Here is a 22979-nt window from a genome sequence, read left to right as displayed (position 1 = left end):
CTATAATACACTCAATGCTACAAAACACTCAGAAGAGAATTTGTCTCAATTGGAGAATTTGTCTCAATTGAATTCACGTTGAGAGACAAAGTGTAAATTCCAGCGCCTCCATGGGCGGCCTCCACAGGTTGGTTTTTGGGATCCAAGATTTTAAGAACTTGGCTTTTCATATTAGATTTGGGGCTGATGATTTCTATAAGATCGCCTATCTTAATTTTGTTACGGACATCCACACTCACTTCAGAACCTCTGGCTTCTTTAACCAATCCTGCAAATTTTTGAGAGCCCTCACGCGACGTGGAATGCTTGTAATTTTGTGCCTCGGGGGTCGGTTGCCCCATCAAAAAACCTTTATGGTATCCACGATGGGCCACTTTGTGGATTTCTTCCAATAACTGGGTATCAAATTCCTTACCATTTTGTAGATCATCTATGGCTTGACGATAAATTTTGGCTACATGAGCTGCATAATGCACGGATTTCGTGCGACCTTCCACTTTAAAGGAAATGACGCCAGCTTCTTTGAGCTCTGCAAGATGTTCGATCAAACAGAGATCCTTGGAATTCATGATATAGGTTCCATTTTCATCTTCATCAATTTGATAAAATTGCCCAGGATCTCTGAGGTCCTCTAAGAAGTACTCCGTCTCATTTTTAACTTTTTCGGGATTGTAGGCATGAAGATGGTATCCATAGCGACATGAATTATCACAGACCCCTTGGTTGGCATCACGGTAGCTCATGTAATGGGATAGCAAGCAACGACCGGAATAGGCAATACAAATAGACCCGTGGACAAAAGCTTCTAATTCCATGTCAGGGACTTTGTTTTTAATTTCTTTGATTTCAGTTAATCGTAGTTCTCGGCTCAGGATAATGCGGGAAACTCCGATTTGTTGCCAAAACTTAACACTTTGCCAATTCATGCAATTGGCCTGAACCGACAAATGAATGGGCAACTCTGGATATTTTTCTTTCACCATTGAAATCAACCCTGGATCGCTCATGATCATCGCATCAGGCTTTAGATCCATCCACGTTGGAAGCTGCTCAGAAAAAGGTTTCAGCTTTAAATTACGAGCAAAAATATTGGCAGTTAAGTAAACTTTTTTATTTTGAGAATGAGCCAGTTCGATCCCTTTTTTTAAATCCTCATAGCCAAATTCATTTTCTCTGGCCCTTAAACTAAAGAGAGGGACGCCCGCATACACTGCATCCGCACCATAGAGAATGGCAAATTGAAGTTTTTCTAAAGACCCTGCGGGCATTAATAATTCCATCATCGTGACCTCAACTATTTGAGGCTTGCCTTTACCATTTACGGACCAAGAAACGCAACTATATTCTTGATTGCTATGGGAGATAGTCTATACAAATATCAGAGGTGAAAAATGCAAATCCAAGGGAATTCATTGAGTATCGATTTATTAATGGAAATGGTTCGTCATCAGAAAGAACCCTTAACTTTGTCTCCGGAAGCCAAAGCTCTTATGTGGGAATCAAGAAGTTATATTGAAAAAAGAATAAACCAAGGTGAAGTCATCTATGGGGTGAACACAGGGTTTGGTGCTTTTTCAAGTGTGCGCATTTCAAATCATGAAATTGAAACCTTGCAACGAAATTTAATTCGTTCGCACAGTGCGGGAATTGGGGAACCCTTTACGCCCCAGCAGACCAAGGCCATGATGATTCTCAGGGCGAATGCATTAGCTACCGGAAAAAGTGGAATTAGACCCCTGGTCGTTGAAAAAATTTTAGAATTTATCAATAATGATATCATTCCCGTCATACCTTGCAAAGGCAGTGTGGGGGCTAGTGGAGATTTAGCTCCTCTTTCTCATCTGGCATTGGCATTGATTGGAGAAGGGGAGGTTTGGACAAAAGATCAAAGAAAAGTTTCTGTAGATAAAGTCTTGGTTGAAAAAAATATTCAGCCATTAGTTCTTCAGGCCAAAGAAGGATTATCTTTGATAAATGGTTGCCAGGTGATGACGGCTATTGGAATGTTAACAGCTTATGATACAAGAAATTTATTAAAAGTCATCGACGTCTCAGGGGCCATGTCCTTAGAAGCTCTTCGGGGATCAAGAAGTGCTTTTGACCCTTTAATTTCGGCAACTAGAAATCATCCAGGAGAGGGAAAAACAGCTCGAAATTTAATGAAAATCTTATCCCAAAAAAGTGAAATTGCTGACAGTCATTTTAATTGTAGCAAGGTTCAAGATGCCTACTCTCTGCGTTGCATGCCCGCTGTTCATGGTGCGGTAAAAGACACCTTACGACAAGTTATTTCAACCCTAGAGATTGAAGCGAACTCCTCAACGGATAACCCACTGGTATTTGCCAATGAAAATAAAATTTTATCCTGTGGTAACTTTCATGGAATGCCCGTGGCCTTTGCCATGGATTATTTGGGCATAGCTCTTTCAAGTTTAGCCTCCATCAGTGAGTGTCGCATTGCCAAGCTGATCAATCCAGCAATGTCAGACCTACCCGCTTTTCTTGTTCAAGAAGGCGGTTTGCAATCAGGGCACATGATCGTTCAGGTGGCGGCGGCTTCTTTGGTTTCTGAAAACAAAATTTTGTCCCATCCAGCCAGCGTGGACACCATTCCTACCTCTGCAGAAAAAGAAGATCACGTTTCCATGGGAACCATCGCCGCCAGAAAAGCGGGAAGTATTTTGGAAAACGCTCAAACCGTGGTAGCCATGGAGTTGCTATCTTCAACCCAAGGAATTGATTTGCTAGCGCCTCTGCAGCCTTCCAAGCCTTTACAAGTCATAAAAAATTTCATCAGGGAACAAGTTCCCTATGCCAAAGAGGACAGGGTTTTTTCCAAGGATATTCATTGTCTATTGAACTTAATTAAATCGGAAGTGATCGTAAAAACTATAGAAGCTGAGGTTGGGGAATTAGAAGTTTAACTTATTTGGGGAACTAAATTTGATAGCACTTTTCTGTAAGCTTGCCAGAGCTTTAGATGAAAATTACATTTGTCTCATATTTTGACGAAATTATTAACACATTTCAAAATTGAGATTTTTTTGGTGGATAGTCCGATCTGCTGATCGTTAACGTTCAATGCTCCTTATTCACGGCAAAAGTCTTTAATAATACTACTTCAGAGGTTTTTATTTTAAGAAATAACTTCTTTATTACAAATGTGCTAGTAGCCTGTTGACATAAATTCGAATTTGGCGTTAAAATTCTGATTATGATTAAGAGAATTGTTAACTTATCAAAAACAAACAGTTTTTTTCTATTTGGGGCAAGAGGTTCAGGAAAAACAACCCTTCTAGAAGCTTGTTTTTCTAAAGAGGACAGTCTTTTTGTTGATCTCTTAGATATTGAGTTTTTGGATCAGCTCATGCTAAATCCCAAAAGATTTGAAGCACTAATTGATGCTCCTGAAAATCTTAGGAAAAGGGTCATAGTTGATGAAGTTCAAAAATTTCCCAAATTGTTGGATGTCGTCCATTCTCAAATTCAAAAACGTAAACGTCAGTTTATTCTTACAGGATCATCGAGTCGTCGCTTAAAACAACAGGGCACAAATTTATTAGCTGGCAGGGCTTGGGTATATAATCTATTTCCTCTATCTACTTTAGAGATCGGCTCTGACTTTGATTTAAAAAAAGCACTTGAATGGGGAGGCTTACCTGAAGCCTATTTATCGAACAGTTTTGAAGCAGCAAAGGAATTTCTAACTGCCTATGTGGGCACCTACCTACAAAAGGAAATTCAGCAAGAACAATGGGTAAGAAATATTCAACCCTTTAGAAAGTTTTTAGCAATTGCCGCACAAATGAATGGCAAGATCATCAATAAATCAAGAATTGCCAGAGAAGTCGGAATTGATGATGTAACAGTGGCAAATTATTTTGAAATACTTGAGGATACTTTGATTGGTTGGCATTTACCTTCTTACCATAATTCTGTGCGGAAAGCTCAGAAAGTTATGCCTAAGTTTTATTTTATAGATAATGGACTTAAGAGAGCTTTAGATAAAACTTTAACAGTAGAGCTACTTCCTCAGACAAGGGATTGGGGTGATGCTTTTGAAGGATGGGTCATCTTAGAATTTCTAAAGAATTCTTCATACAAGAGGTTAGATTGGGAGTTTTCATATTTACGCACAAAGGACGATGTTGAAATTGATCTAATTGTAATTCGTCCCGGTGATAAAAAACTTTTAATAGAGATTAAATCTAAAGACCAAGTTTGCTCTGAAGATGCAAACTCACTTGAGAAATTAGGACCTGATATTGATCCAAAAGCAGAACGCTTGCTTTTGTCCCGTGATAAATTAGAACAAAAATTTGGCAAAACCCGCGCCATTCATTGGCAGTTAGCTTTAAAAGAACTCTTTACTAGCTAACTTTATATTTTTAATCGCAGTGTAAATTATTAACACAAGATAGCCATTTAGAGCCCTAGACGCTGATCTAAAAATAAAATCTGCATCTGCCACTTCGATGGAGCAACTACATAGGTTCTATTAAATCTTTAGAAGAATTTTCCCCCTAACTCGTCTTGATTCGCTTAGATCATGAGCTTTAACGACTTCAGCCAAAGGAAAGACCTGATACTCTGGTATTACAACTTTTTTCTGATCAACGAGAGTTGCAATTTTTTGAAGTTGGTCGGCACTTGGGCTTACGAAAACAAAACCAGATTTGATACCTAGGCTTGTACTTCGAAGTTTGTCAGGTGAATCCACGATACTTACTAGGGTTCCTCCTTTTTTGACCCACTGGTAACTGGCGTTAAGACTCTCACCCCCTACGGTATCAAAGACAATATCAAGCCCTTCGGGAAATCGGTCTTTAATAATTTCATCCATATTGTCTTTTTCGTAATCAAGAACCAGATCAGTGCCTAGTTTACTTGTATACACTTTGTTTTTTTGACTTGTAGTGGTCAAAACCATGGCTCCTGCAGCTTTTGCAAATTGAATTGCAAAACTACCGACGCCTCCGGAACCTCCCAATACTAATACATTTAACCCTTCTTTTATCTGAGCAAAGTCATAAAGAGCTTGCCAGGCAGTTAATCCAACTAATGGAATGGTAGCAGATTGTTCTTCAGTTAATGATTTTGGAATTAAACTCACCATTGTCTCATCTAATGTAATGTATTCAGCATAGGTTCCCCACTGAACTTCGGGTTTGCGGGCATAAGCGTAAACTTTGTCACCAGTTTTGAATGATTTAACGTTTTTTCCAATTGAATCGATAATTCCCGCAAGATCCCAACCTGGAATCAAGGGAAACTTGTGTGGAAACATCTCTGCTAAATAACCTTTGCGGATTTTCCAATCTACAGGATTTATGGAGGCAAATGATATTTTTATTCTGACTTCATTGTCGAGTGCCACGGGCGTTGGAATACGGCTCATTTTAAGAACTTCTGAACCACCAAATTTTTCGATAGTTATCGCTTTCACTGTTGACTCCTTTTTCTTATTTTTTGTTATCCTTATTTATCTAATTCAAATTTTTTATACTGTTTTATTTCTAGTTAGTCGGGAACCAAAAGGGCACCTATTTCTCTGAAAAATGAATGAATATGAGGTAAGTTTTCATATTCTTTCTCCTTGGTTGATTCCTTTAAAAGGAATGTTGTTTCTTAAAGCTGATATAACTAACTTCTTGAAATTAGTGAAATTCATAGCTAACATATATGCTATGAAAATTGGACATATCAGGTCTATGGACTTAAATTTATTGGTAATAGCAGCTGCTCTTTTTGCACATAAGAATGTTTCTAAGGCCGCTGTTGAGCTTGGAATGACGCAATCCGCGGTTAGCCATGCTCTAGCGAGGATTCGAGTTTTTTTTAAAGACCCGCTGTTTGTGCGTACGTCCAGGGGTATTGTTCCGACGGAGTTTGCCAAAAGTTTGGAAAAAGAATTATTAGAATGGCTTAATCGAGGTTACCAATTGGTCACACATAAAAAAAAGTTTGATCCTGCCTCCGTGAAAGCGCGAATCGTACTGGCTACGACCGATTACTTTGAGGTCACGGTGATGTCTCGTCTTCAGCCAATACTCGCAAAGGAAGCCCCTGGATTGCAAATTTCAATTCGACCAACAGCGGGGGAACTTCCAAAGAAAAAGCTAGAAGAGGGAAGTGTAGACCTAGCTATCGCTGGGTTCTATTCTGATGTGCCTGAGGGGTTTTACCAAACTAAATTGTTCGAGGATTCTTTTGGAGTCGCAGTTAGAAAAAAACATTCTCTCATTCAAAAAAACCTCACAATGGAAAATTATCTAAAGTCAGAGCATGCTCTAATTACTTTGCAAGGAGATTTCAAAGATCGACTTTCTTCAAAGCTTAAGAAGCCCAGAAACATCATTTATGGCACCTATAGTTTTACGGCTTTGCCTTGGTTACTTCAACAGACCGACCTAGTATTGACTGCGCCCAAGAAGTTATTAGCAAAATACAGTGAATACTTTCCAATTCAGCAGTTTGATTGCCCTGTTGATCTGGGCTCATTTACCTTTCGAATGGTATGGCAGGCCCAGACACATGAAAGCCCCCTTCACCAATGGTTTCGAAAGAAATTAAAAGAACTAATGTAAATTTTATTCGCGTATTTTAGTATTAGCAAGTGAGCTAAAACCCTACTTTAATATCAGGCTTCATTCATCTCGTAGCAAAGGTGTGTGTCACCACTTGCTTACGCAATAAATTGTTATTAAAACCTAATTGATGATTTTTTTCAAAAAGTCTATAGAGATATTAGTCTTGTGAGAGTGAATGCAGAGATATGAGACAAGAGGGGGAGTCATGAAATCGAATAAGAATGAAAATCAAAATCAAAGGGTTGTCAAATCGCCAACGGGGACTCAGCTGAGTTGTAAAGGCTGGATTCAAGAAGCTGCCTATCGAATGATTCAGAATAATTTAGACCCTGGGGTTGCTGAACGACCGGAGGATTTAATTGTTTATGGAGGGATTGGCAAAGCCGCTCGCAATTGGGAGTCCTTTGATAAAATTCTGATGGCTTTAAAAAATTTGGAAAATGATGAAACTCTTTTGGTGCAATCAGGCAAACCTATTGGAGTTGTCAAAACCCACGAAGAAGCACCTAGGGTGCTGATAGCCAATTCTAACTTGGTTCCTAAGTGGGCGACTTGGGAACATTTTCATGAGCTCGATAAAAAAGGCTTAATGATGTATGGTCAAATGACGGCAGGAAGTTGGATTTATATCGGGACCCAGGGAATTGTTCAAGGAACCTATGAAACCTTTGTGGAGGCTGGACGACAACACTTCAATGGGGATCTTAAAGGCAGAGTGATTCTCACCGCTGGTTTGGGTGGGATGGGGGGAGCTCAGCCCTTGGCGGGAGTTTTTGCTGGAGCCATTGTCCTTGCGATTGAGGTAGATCCCTCGCGAATCCAAAAAAGATTGGAAACAAAATATGTCGATGAGGTGGCTTCGAACTTAGATGAAGCTCTACAAAGAGTTCGAAAATATCAGCAAACCAAAGAAGCCAAATCCATTGCCCTCTGCGGGAACATGGCGACGGTGATTCATCAACTGATTGAAAAAAATTTTACTCCTGATTTATTGACTGATCAGACCTCCGCCCATGATCCCTTAGTAGGCTATATTCCCGAGGGCTTAAACTTGGTAGAGGCTCAAGAGCTCAGGTTATCTAATCAGAAACAATATCTAGAAAGGGCCTATCAAAGTATGGCCAAACATGTGCTTGGAATGTTAGAAATGAAAAAACGTGGGGCTATCACTTTTGATTATGGCAATAACCTACGAGCCAGAGCTTTAGAAGCCAGTGTTAAAAATGCCTTCGATTTTCCTGGTTTTGTTCCCGCATTTATTCGTCCCCTCTTTTGCAGAGGGAGCGGCCCTTTTCGCTGGGTGGCTTTATCCGGGGATCCTCACGATATTAAAGTCACCGACGAGGCATTAAAAAAATTATTTCCTGAAAAACCACACTTGCATCGCTGGCTTGAAATGGCAGAAAAAAGAATTGCTTTTCAAGGTCTTCCTGCCCGAATTTGTTGGTTGGAATATGGAGAAAGAGCCAAAGCCGGAATGCTATTTAATCAATTAGTTAAAGAGAAAAAAGTATCGGCTCCTCTAGTGATTGGTCGTGATCATTTAGACTGTGGCAGTGTCGCTTCCCCCCATCGTGAGACGGAAGCGATGCTGGATGGAAGTGACGCGGTTTCTGATTGGCCATTGCTCAATGCGATGGGAAATGTGGCCTGTGGAGCCTCTTGGGTCAGTCTTCATCATGGTGGAGGTGTGGGGATGGGATACAGTCAACATGCGGGGCAAGTTATTGTTGCGGATGGAACAGAAGCGGCGGCTAAGAGATTGGAACGCGTTCTGACCTTTGATCCTGCTATGGGAATATTCCGCCATGTAGATGCAGGTTATCCAGAGGCCAAAAAAATCGCTATAGAAAGAAATGTCAAAAGTTTGTGGATTTAAGGGCTGTGCAAGAATAACTTTTCTGTTTTGCCTTCTGCCTAACCACTTCTACAGAAACACCAATTTAGAAAAAGAACTGCAGTCCCGTTTTGATTCCGTTTCGTTTGATTTCAGGAGAGACACTGCTACCATTATTTTTTTGAATGTCTTCATACCACTCCCCTAAAATGCGGATGGCCTTAAAATCGATAAATAAACCACCAGTAGTATATTGCCCGGTGACATCGCCAAAAGTGGCATCATGGGTCGGAAGGTAGTTTCGATAAAGGCCATTGATTCCAAAAAAGGGATTCAAATAAATTTGTAAACTCATTTGGCCAAATTGATTTCGGAGAAGGGTTCTGGGGGTGATATCAGAAACAGTTCTAGTGCGTTGTCCAAAGTGGACTGACAAGTGAGTGCTTTGAATCGAGTTCCCTAAAAGACGTAAATTAAAACTTCCTGTTAAATCATTTTCCTGCTCACCCCCTCTGTTTTCATATTCTAAACTCAATCCAAAAATTTGAGCATAGGCTTGAATAACAGCTCCTGTGGTAAGGTATTCCAGGGTGGTTTGATTCTCTGTAGATTGGTAATTGTTATAGGAAAAGCCCAACATGAATTCATAGGGGGAAGGAGTGTTCATGGCCAACCAGAGGTCCATTAACTTATTTCGTTCTTTTTGTGCGAGCCATTCAGATAAAGTCCATCGGGAGCCCTCGCGTTTATCGGCTCTATCAAAAAGCTTTGCATTGTCAAAAGCAAAAATAGGAGGCGAAAAACAGATGAGAGAAACCAATAAGAAAGAAGCAAAAAATCTTAGGATTTGAAAATGAAGTTTTTGATACATGGCTTTATTGTACCAGATTCGGCTCGTTTAAAATTAAAAAAATTAATAAAAAACTGATGCCTAAGTGCATCAGTTGTAAAGCCATCCTACAAACTCATATTGCTAAAATCCAACAAGATGAACCATAATGAAACGAGTCAGGATACGAGTTCTTAATAGGAGAAATTATTCAGTGGAAAGTTTAAAATATTACGTTCATGATATCAGTCCTTTTGCTCTTCATTTTACCGGAAATATAGGAATCAGATGGTATGGCTTGAGCTATATGATTGGTTTTATTTGTTCTTACTTTTTAATCAAATGGATTTGTGAAAAACAAAAATTAGGATTGGCTCCAGAAATGGTAAGTGATTTTATTACTTATTGTGCTATTGGTACCATGGTGGGTGGCCGTTTGGGTTATTGTTTGTTTTATTCCCCAGATTTATTTATTAAATTTAAATCGGAATTGCCCTTTTGGGGAGTGCTTGCTGTGAATGAAGGGGGTATGGCTTCCCATGGGGGAATGATTGGAATTGTTGTCGCTTGTTTAGTTTTTGCAGCCAAAAAAGGCATCAGTACTTTGTATCTCTTAGATTTGGTTTGTTTGTGCGGTCCCATTGGATTTTTCTTTGGAAGAATTGCAAATTTTATTAATGGGGAGCTTATCGGAAGGCCCATTCAATCCGCCGTTGCCTGGGCGGTTAAGTTTCCGACGGATATGTTAAGTTGGTCCATGAGTGATACGGCAAGATTTCAGGGGCTTGGAGAGGCCTACGCCAAGCTGGGCGGAAGCAAAGACCAATGGCTTTTATGGGTAGATCAAATGAAATATGATCTGAAAGCTAAAGAATCAATTACTGATTTTATTCATAAAGTGATTCAGCAAATTCAAGTAGGAGATAAAGAGTTAGCCTCAAAAATAGAGCCTTTACTGATCCCGCGGCACCCTTCGCAACTTTATGCCGCTTTGATTGAAGGTCTTCTGGTGTTTGTTCTTTTGTTTTTGTTTTGGCGAAAACCTAGAAAGTTAGGAACAGTAGGAGCTTTATTTGGAATACTTTATTCCCTGGGGCGAATGTTTGATGAGTTTTATCGTTTGCCTGATGCTCATATTGGGTATCAGTTATTTGATCTCACTCGAGGGCAATGGTTGAGTATTGGCTTTGCCTTCATTGCGTTGACTTTGGGAGGTATCTGGCAACGCACGGGAACCATCACCAGTCCTGGTTGGGGTAAAGTTGAATCCATAAAATTAGGCCGCAAATAGAATCAAGAAAACTTAACAGTTTATTAAATATAAGTAATATATTCAAGGTTAATATTTTAAAAAATAATTTGTAATTTTTTTCACAAACCCAAAAGATCCTTGAGTTTAGGTTCTTATTAGGTGATGAGTTATTTCGAAAGTTAAAAGAAGTAATGAACTCACGAAGTAAGCTTATGAAATAAGCTTACGAAAGGAAAATTTATGTTTATCAAGGGTCTGATTTTAGTATTGATGGGAGTTGCTGCATTTGCCACAAGTTATCCTCCAGATTACTCTATGAAGGGTAGCTGTCAGATTAGTGGTCCTGTAAAAGTCTGTCGTTCCCTACAAACGAGTATGAATGCAGTTTTGGATATTTATTATTCTGGGAATCTGAAAAACTCATCTCAACTTTATGCTTTCGTCCAAGCCAATTATAATAATAGCCGTCCCTATGGAAAATTCTTAATGAGTAACAGCTCGGGTACGGATGCTTTTGTAAGGCTAACAAGCGGTTGTTTGGTGGCATCGGGGTATAATTGTCTTCAATATGGCACTCAGCAGATGAGAGATATTTTAGTATACGCTCAGCGACCCTACATGGCAGTTTTAAATGCACTCAGTTTAGAAGTTGCCATAGTTAATGGAAATGGAGTTTGGGATAATTTTGGTTATAAAAATAATTATAAATTTTATTTCCCAGAAATGTAGTTACACCTGTTGGTAAATTGCAGTTTAAATTTAAACTGCAATTTACCAAATAATGATTCTTTCTGAGTCTGATAAAGTCATCGGTTGGCCAGGCTGGCAAGAAAAGGCTTCTTGAAAACCTGGTTGGTGTTTCACTTGTTCATTGATACGAGCCCAACCTAAAGAATGAGGATCAGTTTTAAGCAGTCTTTCTGCCGTCCCAGGTCTAATCACATGGCACCAGGTTCGAGAGTAGGCGATAAAGAATTTTTGCTTTTCCTCTTTAGTTCCCTTTCCTTCAGGGAAGGCCGCATGATAAGCGAAACTTAAACCGACAAGATCAGCCACATTTTCTCCAAGCGTTAATTTCCCATTATGACCAATTTTATTAAACTGCTCGACCATTCTTTCCCCACGCTTTTGAAATTCAGCCAAATCTTTCATTGGCATCCATTGTCTTAAACGGCCAGTTTCATCAAATTTAGATCCTTCATCATCAATGCCATGGCCCAGTTCGTGTCCCATGACGGCCCCCACGGCGCCTAGGTTCTCAATGACTAATCCATCTTTGTCAAAGAAAGGAAATTGTAATATTCCTAGGGGCATAACAAATTTATTTTCCGTAGGAGAAAAATAAGCATTCACGGTTAAAGGGCCCATTCCCCAAGCATCCTTATTTACAGGTTCAGCAATTTCTTTAAGGGTTTTCTTAAATAAGGCTTCATTGAGTTTTCTTGAATTTTGAATAGGCTCGGTAGGAGAATAGTTTTGGATGGGATTAAAATTCCACTCGCGATCCGTTGTGGGGGCAATAATTTGGAGTCGACAGGTCTTTATCTTTGCCTTAGCGGTGGTTTTCGCCTCCTCTGAAAGCCATTTGTTTTTTTCGATACCGAGGAGAATTGAATTTCTTATTTTCTCTGAAACTTCTACGACTTTTTCCTTTGGGAAACGAGGAAATATTCTTTCCATTAAGATCTCGTCGATTTCCTTTTCAAAAGCATTCATAATATTCATCGTGCAACGCTCAGTCCTTTCAGGTCGTTTTTCAGCTCCACCTAAGTACATATGATTAAAATCAAATTTCTTTTTAAAATACTGAGGGTAAGCATCGTCCATGATTGGAGATAAAGTTTTATATAGATAAATGTCCTTTAATGTAGAAAGTTGATTTTCGTTTAGATTTTGGTTTAAGAAGGTTAGCGCCTCAGGAATGTTGACTCGGACATTGAGATCTTTAGGGGTAAGACCAAAAATTTTCTCCATTTTCAAATTAGGAAATTCTTTTAAAAAATCAGTTTGTGGTTTTTGTCTTTTTTCACTCCAGCGTTGTCTTCGTTCCGCGGCTTTGGGGTATATTTGGACAAAAGCTTTTTCAAACTGGAACATCTTTTCAATCCTATTTTGAATGACATCAGGACTTAATTTGGGGAAAAGAGTTTTAAAGAAATCAGTGATGAGACTTTTGTAAGCCGTTATCAATTCAGGCTTCTCATAATAAGAGTGGTCGGGCAAATTCATAAAGCTGCTAGCGATATAGATATCGTACTTGTCAGGATTGTCAGCATTTGCAGAACTATCAAAGTGGATCATGGAATGTCTGCCATGTTGAATATTTTCTTGGTCATATTTAAGCAAGTCATCGAGGGTATTAATTTTGGAGAGCTCTGAAATAACTTGTGAAACTACTTTTTTTTCTTCTGTCGTGGCCGCAGATTTGTTCATGCAAGCAAGGTAGTAACTTTGCAGTTGGTTTCCCCTTGGATTTAATTTTTTTTCTGAAGAAATATTTTTAAAAAAATATTTCTTCTTTTCAAGGATTCGTTCGTAGGAGTCATTAAAGGCAAAGGTATGTGAGCTGCGATCAGGTCTTAATTTAAAAGAAGACTCGGCCTCTGAACAAACATATTTATGAAAGTCTTCACAAGGAGAGACACTTTGATTTAAGGGAAACTCTCTTTTCTCTGGGATATCGCTGGAAGGGGTTTTTTTCAAAGTCTCGGATAAAGAGAACTTAAAACTTAAAAGACTTAACAACAGAACGATTGAATTAAAAAATAATTTCATTTAAACCCCTTCGAAAGCAAACCTGTTTTCTGGAATAGTTTATTGATGAGTCGGTGAGTTTGTCATTAAGAATTTTACGCGGAACCAGATTAGTGACTAAAAATTGGAGATACAGGGCCTAATTCAAAGGTTGTCAGGCCTTCGATTGTTAAAACGGAAGAAAGTCATGATGACAGTTTACCAGTGTGGCTTCAGGTAATAAGATTTCAATCTCCTTAGTTTATTAAGACTTATTAATTAAAAAAACCATCATTTTCAGATGCTTGAACCTAAGTTCATGGGAGGTATGGTTTTTTTTTGAAATAGATTAACTATTTGCTATCGTTTAATTTGTAAACAGGAGTCTTTAATTTTAATAAAAAAAAGAAATGAGAATGATTATGAATAAATTGTTAAATGAATTGCGAGGAATTTGCTTCCAAGGTTCCAAAGAATATTACATTTTGAAAATTTAAAAGGGTATACCTTTTTGGTATACCCTGTGAGTATCACTCTAACTTAATTTGTTGAATGATCTCTTTAAAAAAAAGAGATGACCATAAATGAACTTGATTTTTATCTTTTAAAAAATTAGCAACGTCTTTTTTTGCATGATCCCAGTCTATAGATTCGACACGTTTTTCGAATAGATCAATAAGTATTTTTTTTGTTAGGGGCATTGCCAAAGCACCAGAGGCGTTCATTTTTTCTTCTAAATAACTTTTTTTAATTGGTATATGGCGTGCTATATACCATTGGACATCATAAAAATCTCGTCCCTTGATTCTATTTTTCCATTTTCTTAAAAGGGCGGCATGCATTTTACCTGCAAACAAAGAAGATAAGGTGAGTGTTTTTACAGTAAAAGGAGAGGGTAGTAAAAGCGTCTTAATTTCAGTTTCAAATGATGTGGATGGATCAACATCAACTTCAAATTTAATTTTAAGAGTGTGGTTTTTTTGTATTCGATCAGCAAGTCCCTTTGTTCCTTGAATGGTTAAAAAGAGCATGTGGGTATTGGTTTTGAGAAAAGCTGACTCTGTTTTGCGGTCTTCAGATTTATCAACTCTGTGGAGAGAAAAATCAAAACCAAAGGCTTTGAGCTCTCGTTCTATTCCTGAAAAATACTTATCCAATTTAAAATTGGGATCTGGCTTTAAAAGAGTAAAGTCCAAGTCTTCGGAAAAGCGATCTAATCCATATATGATTCGTAATGCTGTCCCTCCGTAAAATGCAGCAATTTCAAAAAAACCATTTCGATCCAGTCCGAGCAGAATAATTTCCTGCAAGATTTCTTTTAATGCATTTTCGTAGTCAATACTTGATTTTGGTTGATACCTTGCGAGCATTTGTTCTATGGCTTCATTCATTTTAGTATCTTCCTTATTAGTTCATTTGCAAACCACTGAATGTGCTTAAATGGATAAGACTCTGCTAGTGTTTGCAGTTTTTTTAATGAAATTTCATTTTCAATAGTTTGTAGATCAAAACGGTAAGACTCTAAAAGATAGGTAAAGTAATCTTTGGCATTTTTAAATGCTCCTTTTTCCTCTTTAAGGTAGATAAAATCAAGAAGTGCCTTTTCTGGAGTTGCATATTGGCAATAGGTACCTTTAAATACTTCTTTCAATTGGACACCCATTGCGTAAATAGATTCTTTAATGTGATGGTATTCAAACTCGCCCACGGGAGTGGAAAAAGATTTCCCTCTTCCAAAGCAGATAGATGTGGTTGTTGTGACTCTTTCTGGAATAAACCCATAATTTGATAGAGCTGATTCTAATGAGATATACGAGGGGCCATAGATTAAATTAGCTAATATTTCTTTAGAATAGGGACGTAAACCCAGATCTTCGTTAAGTAGGTACACGCCTTGTTTAATTGGCGCCAATAATCCTTTTTTACATAGGGAGCTTATTTTTCCTCGAGCATCTTCATAGTCAGAAAGCACACCCATAAGCATGGAGGTTGTGATTTCAATCGTTTTTAACTTTTTTAGATAGGCTATTTCGTTCTTCAAAGTAATCCCTTTGCTGTTGCTAATATAGTGCCATATCTACCATATATTAGCAATATAAAATATAATTATATTACCAATATATGGCTATTTTGGCCATATATTGGTAATATATCGAACTTCTAAGGTTGTTTTACGGAAAGCGACGAAAGCCGAGTGACAAAAGCCGAGTGACGAAATGCGCTCAAATGTCTGGAACTCTACAGTGGAAGAAATAATAATTTCGTTTAAAATGATCACTTACGTGTTTTTATGGCTTTTCAAACACGCTCTAAACTTGATTCAAGGGTGACGTATGGCAAATAGCAAGATTTCTTTGTTGATTTTATTTATTTCAACGGTTTCCTTTTCTGAATCTTCCTGTTTGAAGGTCTACAGCGGAGTAAGGGAAATTGAGAAGGCTAAAATCAGCGCCAGAACTGCTGAAGTTTTAGAAAAAATCAGGTCGGATGAACAGAAATATTTAACGTTATTTTCTGATGCTTTTCAAACTGAATTTGGTCAGGTCTTGGAAGAAGGTTTTAAAGAAACTCTTCGCAAAATTATTTTGTATCCCGAAAAGATTAATAAAGAAGAAGAGGAGAAGCTTAAGAATGGGATTCAGCATCCAGATGGGTCACGTGCACTGGGAGATTTAAAGTATTTTTTTAATTTCAATCATATCATCGTGGCTGAACAGCAAAGAAAAGCTGAAAAAATTTTGAAAGAGATGAGGAACGAGGAAGTAAGCTTGTCTTCAATGGAAATAGCGGCATTGAGATTTAGCAAAATCATTGGAAGAGATTTTGATTTATTTGTCGGGACAGAGTTTGAAGTGAATGAGGAAGCAATTAAAACTATGAAGTATCACTTTTTAAAATATTTTACTTTCGCCGGGAAAGAGTTGTCCTCGTCGGAGTTCGAAAAGTTGTATCAAGAAAAGGTCATCGTCGATGACCCCTACTCGCAACAACGATTTGATTTTGCTCAAAGCTATCCAACTTTTGTAACTCCAGAAATGATTAAAAAACGGAATCATCGAATTTTGGATGGATTAGAAAACTATGATAGTATTGTCAGAAATCAAGAGCAAAAAAAGGTCTTTGAGGGTCTCACGACTCAGGCAAAGATTGAGGAAAGAAAACAACAAGTGGTTGAACTTGATAGAATCATTAGTAACGATGATCTATTACGGGAATCCTTGGACACCCTTCGAAGAGAGTACTGGTATAACGAAGGTAAAGACTCTAATTTTGAATCAGCCAAAGAGATTGAAGATTTTGTGATATCCAAAGCGAGAAATTTATTCCTTTTAAAAAGTCGATTCGATTTCTTTGTGGAGGATTTTGATTTTAAGTTATTATCCAAGGTTTTAAGGCCTAATCATGAATATTCAACCTTAATTAAAGAATTAGAAAATAAAAAATATTTTTTATCTAAAACAAATAAATCCAACGAGGTCATTCTTAATTTGTTAAGGACAAGGCGAGGAATGGATATATTTAGAATCGCTAGAGAATTAAAACAGCGTAAAGCCACTTTTACTTCAGAGGATCTAAAAAGCGCCTTAGAGCAAAAGATAAAGCATTTTGATAAGCTATGGGAATTTGTAAGTAATGATGTGGGGCGCTTAAATACAGAGTTAATTCGAGAAGAAAAGATGATTCGAACGGCACTCACGGAAGCTGAAGCTCAGGATATTTTTCGTATTATGAGTTACACTTCAGGAATCAGATTATTTGACTTGGTAAAGTATGACCCTGCTTCCAAATTTGGTTTTTGTTTTGGTCGTGCTTTTTTTGGAAATATGATCATGTTGCAGAATGGAATCCATCGTGATTCCATTAAGAAAATATTTATTTATGGACCAATGAGAGGCGGATTATTTGGTTGGGGTTTTCATGTGGCTGTTATGGTTGATAAGGCCGGTGGGGGTTTTTGGGTTCTGGATCCATCCCATGGGAAAATTGAAACAGCTGATTCGTGGTTTGCTCATTATGAAGGGGCTTCTAAGGATGGAAGAATAAAGCTAGATATTGCCACAGGAGACAGATTTGGGAGAAATGGTTACGGTTCCGGCTCGTGGTCTTCCCTAAGAAAAGATTATGATAGCGTGCTTAACGAAAAGTTTGGCACAAAGTATAAGTACTTCGTGGATGTTCTTAATGTTTTAACACGAAATAAGTTTTTGCCAGAAAAAGATAAATCATTAGTGGTGAGAGCCTTTGATAAGGCTATGGAAATGGTCGGCATCGGACTTTAGTTGACCGCCCTGGGTAGATTATGCCATCCTTCCTTTGAAAATATATTTTGAAAAGGGCGCTAATATGGATAATCTAAACAAATCAATCACGATCAATAGACTTAATGATTTAAACACCTTGGTCAGCTTAAGCAAACGTCGAGGCTTTGTCTTTCAGAGTTCTGAGATTTATGGAGGCTTAGGCAGTTGTTGGGACTATGGTCCTTTAGGCTCTCTGATGAAATTAAATGTGAAAAAGGCTTGGTGGCAGGCCATGACTCGAAGGGCTGATATGGTCGGAATAGATGCTTCCATTCTGATGCATCCGATGGTGTGGAAGGCTTCAGGTCATGTGGATGGTTTCAGTGATCCTTTGGTAGATTGTAAAAACTGTAAAACAAGATTCAGGTCGGATAATACCGATTCCTATCTTAATGAAAAGAAATGCCCTCAGTGCGGGTCGCAAAATTTGTCAGAGCCTCGACAATTTAATTTGATGTTTAAAACCCATATGGGACCTGTGGAAGATGGCTCCAATGCTATTTATTTACGACCTGAAACGGCCCAAGGGCATTTCGTAAATTTTCAAAATTGCCAGCAAAGCTCAAGGTACAAGGTTCCTTTTGGTATTGCTGCCATTGGAAAATCTTTTCGAAACGAAATCACTCCGGGAAATTTTATTTTTAGAACTCGGGAGTTTGAACAAATGGAAATGCAGTATTTCGTGAAACCAGGGACAGATGAGAAATATTTTGAACAATGGAAAGAAACGAGAATGAGTTTCTATTTGAAATATAATATAAATCCGGCAAATTTACGATTTCATCCCCACGGACCTACAGAGCTGGCTCATTATGCCAAAGCTGCCGTGGATGTCCAGTATAAATTCCCTATGGGATTTAGTGAGCTCGAGGGTATTCATAACCGTTCTGATTTTGATTTAACTCAACATTCAAAATTTTCAGGAAAAAATTTAGAATATTTCGATGAAGCCAATAAAGATAAATACATTCCCTATGTTATTGAAACGGCTGTTGGCTGTGACCGCTTATTTTTAGCCTTTATGTGTGATGCCTACCGTGAAGAAGTTTCCAAGGACGAAACAGGAAGTGAAGACACAAGGATTGTTTTGGGTCTTCATCCTGATTTAGCTCCCTATAAAGTGACGGTATTGCCCTTGTCTAAAAAAGAAGAACTCACAGGGGTGAGCGAGAAATTACGTGATCAATTGGCTGAAGATTTTGATGTTTTATATGATGAAACAGCCTCTATTGGAAAACGTTACCGTCGACAAGATGAGATTGGCACCCCTTTCTGCGTTACTGTTGACTTTGAAACGGCCAAGGATCAGGCTGTAACCATCAGACATCGTGATAGCATGATTCAGGAGAGAATCTCGATGACTCAATTAAATTCCTATGTGACGAAAAAATTAAAAAACTTTTAACGGGAGTTCCCCCGCGAACGCGCGTTTTTAGATTTGCTTAGTAAGTTATTTTACAAAAGGAGAAGGTATGCAAGTTCCTACAAGTCAAAATAAGTCCAGCAAAACGTCAGAAAGTGTCAATACAAATATTCCAGATAAATTTGTTTATTTTTTTGCAGCTGGAGAGGCTGACGGCAACGCCGGAATGAAAAGCATTTTAGGTGGAAAGGGAGCCAACCTTGCAGAAATGACGGCTTTAGGATTGCCGGTGCCTCCTGGGTTTACGATCTCTACAGAAATATGCACTCACTTTTTTGCCAATGGGGGTCAGCTACCTGAATGGGTGAGGCCCAAGGTGAAAGAGGCGCTATCCAGAGTGGAGACTAAAATGGGGAAAAAATTTGGCGATGTGAAAGATCCGCTTTTATTTTCTATTAGATCGGGAGCCCGTGCCTCCATGCCTGGAATGATGGATACTATTTTAAATTTGGGATTGAATGATCAAACAGTTGAAGGTTTAGCTCAATCTTCGAATCAACCTCGCTTTGCCTGGGATTCTTACCGTCGATTTATTCAAATGTATTCAGATGTCGTTCTTGGTATGAATTCAACTTTATTGGAAGTCACTCTTGAGGATTTAAAAGAAGAAAGACATTACAAATTAGATACAGAGTTAACGGTGGAAGATCTAAAGATACTTGTGAAAAAATTTAAAGACCTAGTTCATCAAATGACAGGGCAAGTTTTCCCAGCGGACCCCTGGGATCAATTGTGGAGAGCTATTTCAGCCGTCTTTAGTTCTTGGGATACTCCACGGGCGATAACTTATCGTGAATTACATCACATTCCTTCAAGCTGGGGCACGGCTGTAAATGTTCAATCCATGGTTTTTGGAAATAAGGGTGATGATTCCGCAACGGGAGTGGCTTTTACCAGAAATCCCTCAACGGGCAATAAAGAATTTTTCGGAGAGTATTTAATTAATGCTCAAGGGGAAGATGTGGTTGCTGGGATTCGTACGCCTCAGCCTATCACTAAATTAGCTGCAGCGAAAACGTCGTTTAAGTCGTTGGAAGAAGTGATGCCTTCAGCCTATGCCGAATTAGAAAAATTCTATACCCAGCTAGAGCGGCATTACCGAGACATGCAAGATATCGAGTTCACCATTGAAAAAGGGAAACTGTGGATGTTGCAAACTCGAACGGGGAAGAGGACTGCCAAAGCGGCATTGAAAATGGCTTGCGATATGTTGGATGAAAAATTAATTAGCGAAGAGGAATCTCTGTTGAGAATTGATCCAAGCTCCTTGGATCAATTGTTACATCCAACATTGGATCCTCAATCAGCCAAGACTCTTCTGGCGAAAGGTCTTCCGGCAAGCCCTGGTGGTGTTCATGGACAGATTGTTTTTTCTTCCGAAGAGGCTGTTGAATGGAAAGAAAAAGGAAAAAAAGTTATTTTAGTTCGAATAGAAACATCGCCAGAAGACATTGCTGGAATGGTCGCCGCGCAAGGGATTTTAACCACGAGAGGTGGAATGACCTCCCATGCGGCTGTCGTTGCTAGAGGCATGGGTAAGTGTTGTGTCGCCGGTTGCGGCGATATGGAAGTGGATTACCGCCATCAAACAATGAAAGCTAAGGGATATGTTTTAAAAAAAGGGGACCTTATCACTTTAGATGGGAGCAGCGGGGAAGTTTATCTGGGTGAAGTGAAAACCATCGAGCCATCTTTGGATCAAAACTTTGAGCGGATCATGAAGGTGGCCGATCATATCAGAAAATTAAAAGTCAGAACCAATGCGGACACTCCTAAAGACGCTAGCACTGCTAAAAGTTTTGGCGCTGAGGGGATTGGTCTATGTCGAACGGAACATATGTTTTTCGGTCCTGACAGAATAGATGCGATGAGAGAGATGATCATTGCCGATAATAAAATAGATCGGGAAAAAGCTTTATTGAAGTTATTACCCATGCAGAGAAGTGATTTTTACTCCCTTTTTAAAATCATGGAAGGATTTCCTGTCACGATTAGGCTCTTAGATCCTCCATTGCATGAATTTGTTCCCCATGGGGATAAAGAGACCCAAGAACTTTCCGTCCGCATTGGAATGGACTTTGAAAAATTAAAGGCCAAGATTAAAAACCTTCATGAGTTTAACCCTATGTTAGGACATCGTGGATGTCGTTTGGCAATAACCTATCCTGAAATCTATCAAATGCAGGTGCGGGCCATCGCCGAAGCCACCTGTGATTTAATTAAAGAAGGGAAAAGTATTTCTCCAGAAATAATGATCCCTCTGGTGGCCTTAGAAAAAGAGTTAGAAATGCTTCGCGAGTTAACTGTTCATGAGATTGAAAAGGTGCAAAAAGAAAGATCACTTAAGTTTAAATACACAGTGGGTACCATGATCGAGTTGCCTCGAGCTGCCGTAATGGCTGAGTCCATTGCTGAGCATGCCGATTTCTTCAGCTTTGGAACGAATGATTTGACTCAAACTACTTTGGGTTTATCTCGTGACGATGCGGGAAGATTTCTAGGATCCTATGTGAGTCAAGGGCTCTTCGTGAAGGATCCCTTTGTCTCGATTGATAAAAAAGGTGTTGGAGCTTTGGTTAGGATGGGGGTCGAGCTGGGCCGAAGGGCAAAGCCTGATTTAAAAACAGGAGTTTGTGGCGAGCATGGTGGGGATCCCGAGAGCATCGAGTTCTTTCATCAAGTTGGTTTAGATTACGTGAGCTGTTCTCCTTACCGTGTCCCCATTGCTAGGTTGGCAGCGGCCAGAGCGCAATTGCTCTCAAAAAAGGAGAGGGTATTGATTTTATAAATTGGGGTGGGGTTAAATTTAACTTGATTGAATTTTTATTTTTGTGAACAATAACAATAACAATAACAATATCAAGAAATAAAAAAGGCATAAATTAACATAACATAAGAATTGGAAGTGTATGGAAGATAAATTTAGTACGGGAAATCGGAAGATACTTTTAATTCTTCCACAGTTTCAATTAAAATTTTTAAGGTTTTTAGCTGTTGTGGCGACGATTGTTTGTCTGGTTTTTTATGCCGCTATATTTGCATTTATTGAGTATTGGAAACATATAGGAGTTTCTTCTGGCCTTCCAGAGACGAGTGTTTTTTTTGATTTTTTAGCACAAATGAAATTAAGCTTAGGCTATATTCTGAGTGTGACATTAATCCTCACAGTGGCTATTATTTTGACCTTGGGTCTTTATATGTCCCACAGGATAGCCGGTCCCATTTTCAATTTAATAAAGTACCTCAACGAGATACAGACAAAGGGCTGGGTAGGGCCGCTTTTTTTTCGAGCAGATGATTTTTTTTCTGAGCTGCCTGAAAGTATAAATTCTTTTATCAACTATTTTAAGATATCAAAGCAAGACGCCAATGACAAAAAATGACTTTATTCTGTTTTTTTTGGGAATTGTTATTTTCATTCTAGGAATTAATTACCTGGTTTTTCAAAGAACGGGTAGGACGCCCATAGGTATTCAAAAACTTCAAGCCACCTTTGCAGGAAAGGAAGATTCTGAATTGATTCAATCCTTAGAAAAAGTAACATCAAAATCTAAAGGTGAAGCCGTTGAACTTACCAAGTCAATGTTTTTAATGAAAAAACAACATATCGATTTTTTATTAAATCAATCTGAGTCAAAAGTAAAAACTAAGGAATATATAGAATCAGAAATCGCCACATTTGATTATCAGAAACTAAGTGATGATTCTTTAAGCTATTTAGAGAAGCTTTTTTTTACTTATTTTAAAGTGCAAAGAGATGTCAATATAGCCATGAAACAATATCAGTTTGCGGCTCTTGGTTTAAGGTCCCAAAGTGGGGGAAATGAAGAAGGGCTTAAAAGAATTCAGATTCATTTGTTGAATGCTTTTCCTGAGCAGAAAACTCAATTGGTTCAAAAGTTAAATTCAAAGTAGGTCTGTAACCCAAAAAGTTCGATCACTTATTTTTTGATGATTCCTTGATGATTCCTTACTGTAAAAATGTGATTCCGACAAGCCGCGTTTCCAAAGTAT

Annotated in this window: 17 protein-coding genes; 11 read left to right on the top strand and 6 right to left on the bottom strand. The window is 38.5% G+C overall.

The features are described from left to right. Nucleotides 1-17: 17 nt before the first annotated feature. Nucleotides 18-1283 carry a U32 family peptidase C-terminal domain-containing protein gene (locus tag J0M15_09800; protein MBN8537336.1) on the bottom strand — a complete coding sequence of 422 codons (1266 nt, stop codon included), beginning with the start codon at nucleotides 1281-1283 and terminating at the stop codon, nucleotides 18-20. Between the two features lie 108 nt (nucleotides 1284-1391). Here J0M15_09800 and hutH point away from each other — a divergent pair, with 108 nt between their 5' ends. Next, on the top strand, nucleotides 1392-2924 hold the full coding sequence (hutH, locus tag J0M15_09795; protein MBN8537335.1) for a histidine ammonia-lyase: 1533 nt from the start codon (nucleotides 1392-1394) through the stop codon (nucleotides 2922-2924). A gap of 290 nt (nucleotides 2925-3214) precedes the next feature. Continuing rightward, nucleotides 3215-4378, top strand: coding sequence for an ATP-binding protein (locus J0M15_09790; protein MBN8537334.1), 1164 nt, complete (start codon nucleotides 3215-3217; stop codon nucleotides 4376-4378). A 120-nt stretch (nucleotides 4379-4498) separates the two neighbouring features. Here the strand turns inward: J0M15_09790 and J0M15_09785 are convergent, their stop codons facing one another. Continuing rightward, nucleotides 4499-5446, bottom strand: a complete 948-nt coding sequence (locus J0M15_09785) for an NADP-dependent oxidoreductase (protein MBN8537333.1) — start codon at nucleotides 5444-5446, stop codon at nucleotides 4499-4501. A gap of 265 nt (nucleotides 5447-5711) precedes the next feature. Between J0M15_09785 and J0M15_09780 the strand changes: the two genes are divergently transcribed. Both J0M15_09780 and hutU read left to right on the top strand, forming a co-directional pair. Next, nucleotides 5712-6587, top strand: a complete 876-nt coding sequence (locus J0M15_09780) for a LysR family transcriptional regulator (GenBank protein MBN8537332.1) — start codon at nucleotides 5712-5714, stop codon at nucleotides 6585-6587. A gap of 208 nt (nucleotides 6588-6795) precedes the next feature. Further along, the gene (gene hutU / locus J0M15_09775; protein ID MBN8537331.1) at nucleotides 6796-8469 is read left to right on the top strand and encodes a urocanate hydratase; all 1674 of its coding nucleotides are present in this window, start codon (nucleotides 6796-6798) and stop codon (nucleotides 8467-8469) included. Between the two features lie 64 nt (nucleotides 8470-8533). Here hutU and J0M15_09770 read toward each other — a convergent pair whose 3' ends face one another. Continuing rightward, the gene (locus J0M15_09770) at nucleotides 8534-9298 is read right to left on the bottom strand and encodes a hypothetical protein (GenBank protein ID MBN8537330.1); all 765 of its coding nucleotides are present in this window, start codon (nucleotides 9296-9298) and stop codon (nucleotides 8534-8536) included. Nucleotides 9299-9425: 127 nt separating this feature from the next. Between J0M15_09770 and lgt the strand changes: the two genes are divergently transcribed. Both lgt and J0M15_09760 read left to right on the top strand, forming a co-directional pair. Continuing rightward, nucleotides 9426-10547, top strand: a complete 1122-nt coding sequence (lgt, locus tag J0M15_09765) for a prolipoprotein diacylglyceryl transferase (GenBank protein MBN8537329.1) — start codon at nucleotides 9426-9428, stop codon at nucleotides 10545-10547. 201 nt (nucleotides 10548-10748) lie between these two features. Next, nucleotides 10749-11237, top strand: coding sequence for a hypothetical protein (locus J0M15_09760; GenBank protein ID MBN8537328.1), 489 nt, complete (start codon nucleotides 10749-10751; stop codon nucleotides 11235-11237). 42 nt (nucleotides 11238-11279) lie between these two features. Here the strand turns inward: J0M15_09760 and J0M15_09755 are convergent, their stop codons facing one another. The 3 genes from J0M15_09755 to J0M15_09745 all read right to left on the bottom strand — a co-directional run bounded on the left by J0M15_09755 (nucleotide 11280) and on the right by J0M15_09745 (nucleotide 15282). Then, nucleotides 11280-13283, bottom strand: a complete 2004-nt coding sequence (locus tag J0M15_09755; protein ID MBN8537327.1) for a M13 family metallopeptidase — start codon at nucleotides 13281-13283, stop codon at nucleotides 11280-11282. A 488-nt stretch (nucleotides 13284-13771) separates the two neighbouring features. Next, nucleotides 13772-14632, bottom strand: coding sequence for a nucleotidyl transferase AbiEii/AbiGii toxin family protein (locus J0M15_09750; GenBank protein ID MBN8537326.1), 861 nt, complete (start codon nucleotides 14630-14632; stop codon nucleotides 13772-13774). Then, on the bottom strand, nucleotides 14629-15282 hold the full coding sequence (locus J0M15_09745; protein ID MBN8537325.1) for a hypothetical protein: 654 nt from the start codon (nucleotides 15280-15282) through the stop codon (nucleotides 14629-14631). The genes J0M15_09750 and J0M15_09745 overlap by 4 nt, the downstream gene beginning before the upstream one ends. 292 nt (nucleotides 15283-15574) lie before the next feature. Between J0M15_09745 and J0M15_09740 the strand changes: the two genes are divergently transcribed. The 5 genes from J0M15_09740 (at nucleotide 15575) to J0M15_09720 (ending at nucleotide 22880) form a co-directional block, all read left to right on the top strand. Then, complete coding sequence (locus J0M15_09740) at nucleotides 15575-17521, top strand: hypothetical protein (protein ID MBN8537324.1); 1947 nt, start codon at nucleotides 15575-15577, stop codon at nucleotides 17519-17521. A gap of 64 nt (nucleotides 17522-17585) precedes the next feature. Beyond that, the gene (locus J0M15_09735) at nucleotides 17586-18947 is read left to right on the top strand and encodes a glycine--tRNA ligase (GenBank protein ID MBN8537323.1); all 1362 of its coding nucleotides are present in this window, start codon (nucleotides 17586-17588) and stop codon (nucleotides 18945-18947) included. A 67-nt stretch (nucleotides 18948-19014) separates the two neighbouring features. Beyond that, nucleotides 19015-21753 carry a pyruvate, phosphate dikinase gene (locus tag J0M15_09730; protein MBN8537322.1) on the top strand — a complete coding sequence of 913 codons (2739 nt, stop codon included), beginning with the start codon at nucleotides 19015-19017 and terminating at the stop codon, nucleotides 21751-21753. 121 nt (nucleotides 21754-21874) lie between these two features. Beyond that, nucleotides 21875-22348, top strand: coding sequence for a hypothetical protein (locus J0M15_09725; protein ID MBN8537321.1), 474 nt, complete (start codon nucleotides 21875-21877; stop codon nucleotides 22346-22348). Further along, complete coding sequence (locus J0M15_09720; GenBank protein MBN8537320.1) at nucleotides 22335-22880, top strand: hypothetical protein; 546 nt, start codon at nucleotides 22335-22337, stop codon at nucleotides 22878-22880. Before J0M15_09725 ends, J0M15_09720 begins: the two co-directional genes overlap by 14 nt. Nucleotides 22881-22979: the final 99 nt, after the last annotated feature.

Source organism: Deltaproteobacteria bacterium, from assembly GCA_017302835.1.
GTDB lineage: Bacteria > Bdellovibrionota > Bdellovibrionia > Bdellovibrionales > Bdellovibrionaceae > UBA2316.
The sequence above is the reverse complement of the archived record's forward strand: the minus strand, read 5'-3'. Positions and strand labels throughout refer to the sequence as shown.

Bases quoted from the DNA above. Each gene is read 5' to 3' on its own strand.
- J0M15_09750 (MBN8537326.1), bottom strand. From the start codon at position 14,632: ATGAATGAAGCCATAGAACAAATGCTCGCAAGGTATCAACCAAAATCA.
- lgt (MBN8537329.1), top strand. From the start codon at position 9,426: ATGAAACGAGTCAGGATACGAGTTCTTAATAGGAGAAATTATTCAGTG.
- J0M15_09735 (MBN8537323.1), top strand. From the start codon at position 17,586: ATGGATAATCTAAACAAATCAATCACGATCAATAGACTTAATGATTTA.
- J0M15_09755 (MBN8537327.1), bottom strand. From the start codon at position 13,283: ATGAAATTATTTTTTAATTCAATCGTTCTGTTGTTAAGTCTTTTAAGT.
- J0M15_09800 (MBN8537336.1), bottom strand. From the start codon at position 1,283: ATGATGGAATTATTAATGCCCGCAGGGTCTTTAGAAAAACTTCAATTT.
- J0M15_09730 (MBN8537322.1), top strand. From the start codon at position 19,015: ATGCAAGTTCCTACAAGTCAAAATAAGTCCAGCAAAACGTCAGAAAGT.
- hutH (MBN8537335.1), top strand. From the start codon at position 1,392: ATGCAAATCCAAGGGAATTCATTGAGTATCGATTTATTAATGGAAATG.
- J0M15_09725 (MBN8537321.1), top strand. From the start codon at position 21,875: ATGGAAGATAAATTTAGTACGGGAAATCGGAAGATACTTTTAATTCTT.
- hutU (MBN8537331.1), top strand. From the start codon at position 6,796: ATGAAATCGAATAAGAATGAAAATCAAAATCAAAGGGTTGTCAAATCG.
- J0M15_09780 (MBN8537332.1), top strand. From the start codon at position 5,712: ATGGACTTAAATTTATTGGTAATAGCAGCTGCTCTTTTTGCACATAAG.
- J0M15_09770 (MBN8537330.1), bottom strand. From the start codon at position 9,298: ATGTATCAAAAACTTCATTTTCAAATCCTAAGATTTTTTGCTTCTTTC.
- J0M15_09760 (MBN8537328.1), top strand. From the start codon at position 10,749: ATGTTTATCAAGGGTCTGATTTTAGTATTGATGGGAGTTGCTGCATTT.
- J0M15_09720 (MBN8537320.1), top strand. From the start codon at position 22,335: ATGACAAAAAATGACTTTATTCTGTTTTTTTTGGGAATTGTTATTTTC.
- J0M15_09740 (MBN8537324.1), top strand. From the start codon at position 15,575: ATGGCAAATAGCAAGATTTCTTTGTTGATTTTATTTATTTCAACGGTT.
- J0M15_09790 (MBN8537334.1), top strand. From the start codon at position 3,215: ATGATTAAGAGAATTGTTAACTTATCAAAAACAAACAGTTTTTTTCTA.